Origin of the sequence: Nakamurella sp. UYEF19 (assembly GCF_040546275.1) — a bacterium.
In the GTDB taxonomy this organism is placed as follows: Bacteria; Actinomycetota; Actinomycetes; order Mycobacteriales; family Nakamurellaceae; genus Nakamurella.
On the sequence record NZ_JBEPNO010000063.1, the window covers coordinates 1 to 1,977 of the forward strand.

Below are 1,977 nucleotides of genomic sequence, written 5' to 3' on the forward strand. Positions count from 1 at the left end.
GAACGTGCCGCCCCCGCACTGCCCGCCGCGGCCGGGCACCCGGCCGGCCGGTTCGGCCGAGACCCAGGCGAATTCCGCAGTCCCGCAGCGACTCTGACCCTCGTCCACGCCCAGAACCAGACACAGACCCAGCCGGAGGACAACTCATGACCACCACCACTGCCGCCCCAACGACCGCCACCCCACCGACCATCTCCGCCGCAACGACCGCCACCCCGCCGACCATGGCCGGCCCGCCGACGGGGCCGGCCGACCCGATCGGGTCGGACCTCACCGGGCTGCTCCGGGCGTTGAAGCTGTCCGGCATGAAAGACACCCTCCCGGAACGGCTGTCCCTGGCCCGCACCCGGCAACTGGGGCATGCGGCGTTCCTGGAACTGCTGCTGTCCGACGAGGTGTCCCGCCGCGACGCCCGGTCGGCGACGTTGCGGGCGCAGAACGCCGGACTGATGCCGCTGATGCGGCTGGACACCTGGAACGAACTCGCCGACCTCACCTACGACCGACAACTGCTGTCGGACCTGACATCTCTGCGCTTCGTAGAGGCCGGCAGCAACGTGCTGATCCTCGGGCCGGTCGGCGTCGGCAAAACCCACCTGGCCACCGCACTCGGGCACATCGCCGTCCGCCGACGCGCCAGCGTGCAGATGATCCGCGCCGACAAAATGTTCACCCGGCTCCGCGCCGCCCGACTGGACAACACCCTCGAGGCGGAGTTCCGCCGCCTCACCCGCCTGGATTTGTTGATCGTCGATGACTTCGCGTTGCGAACGTTGGATGCCACCACCACGACCGACTTCTACGAGCTCTGCGTCGGACGGCACGACGCCCGCACGAGCACCATCTTCACGTCCAACCGGGAACCGGCGGACTGGACCACGATGACCACCGACCCGCTGCTGGCCCAATCGGCCGTCGACCGGCTGACCGCCGCCGCGCACACGCTGATCATCGAAGGACCATCCCACCGACAACGCCAACAGCGTGTCGTCGTTGACCCGGCCGGGCGGTGACCGGCATGCTCAACCACACCCCACGGTGGTCCCATCCAAGTGGCAACGCGGTGGTCCCATCACGCTGGCAAGCGACAATCGACGACATCCCGGCCGTGGCACTTCAAGCGGAAGAGAACGCAGCATCAAAAGTTGGCGCCGGCTGGACGAATCGGATCCCAGGTCGCTGGGCAGGGCGTAGCTCCAACAGCACGCAGTGCTCACCTACTGCCCAGCCCGATTCACGTCGCGACCACATCAGTGACGACGAACCTGGCCGCAGGCGACTAGGCGCTGGGCATTGGGCACTGGGCACTTAAGAACTCGATCCGACGTGGACGTGGTTGATCAACCGTGCGATCGCAGACCGGCCTGACCCCTGGGAGCGTGTTCACGAGAAGGCCGACGTCGAGATGACACGGGCGACCGACGCCCTCCTGACGTCCCGCTTCGGCCGGTAGATGCGCTGGGCAGAACGTGCGATACGGATTCGACGGGTTGATCAGCAGGGTGACCGTCTCCGATCGCGGATAGGACCCGAGCAAGGTGGCTCCCAATCCGATGGACGACATCGACTGGCCGCGGCCCGCTTCGAGCTGGTCGCATTCCATCGACTGGACCCGGAGCAGGTCACGCTGCCCGATGCGCCTGATCTACATCAAGCCGCACGCGAACGTACTCGAGCGAGCACGGACCATCCTGCAGGCCGATGTGAGGTGCCGTGGCTCGAGGCCTGGCGCGCCACCTCCCGGGCTGCGAGCGGTGGGCACCTCCAGGGAAGTACTGCGGGATCGCCGATTTGGCCGACTTCGATGGTCTAGTCGATCGCGACCACAAGCGCAAGCACCCAGAACGCCACATAGGGGACCATCGACGATTTCTCGTGATGATCCCCTCGTGGGAATGGTGTTCCGGCGGCGACCTACTCTCCCACACCCTGGCGGGTGCAGTACCATCGGCGCTGAAAGGCTTAGCTTCCGGGTTC

At 66.8% G+C, this 1,977-nt stretch carries 1 protein-coding gene and 1 rRNA gene; one reads left to right on the plus strand and one right to left on the minus strand.

Features of this window, described 5'->3' with window-relative positions; translation table 11 throughout:
• Nucleotides 1-224 precede the first annotated feature (224 nt).
• On the plus strand, nt 225-1,013 hold the full coding sequence (locus ABIB25_RS29105; protein WP_354532002.1) for an ATP-binding protein: 789 nt from the start codon (nt 225-227) through the stop codon (nt 1,011-1,013).
• Between the two features lie 888 nt (nt 1,014-1,901).
• Here ABIB25_RS29105 and rrf read toward each other — a convergent pair.
• A 5S ribosomal RNA gene (gene rrf / locus ABIB25_RS29290) occupies nt 1,902-1,977 on the minus strand; the annotation flags it as partial.

Coding starts and splice junctions, on each gene's coding strand:
- ABIB25_RS29105 (WP_354532002.1), top strand. CDS start 225: ATGGCCGGCCCGCCGACGGGGCCGGCCGACCCGATCGGGTCGGACCTC.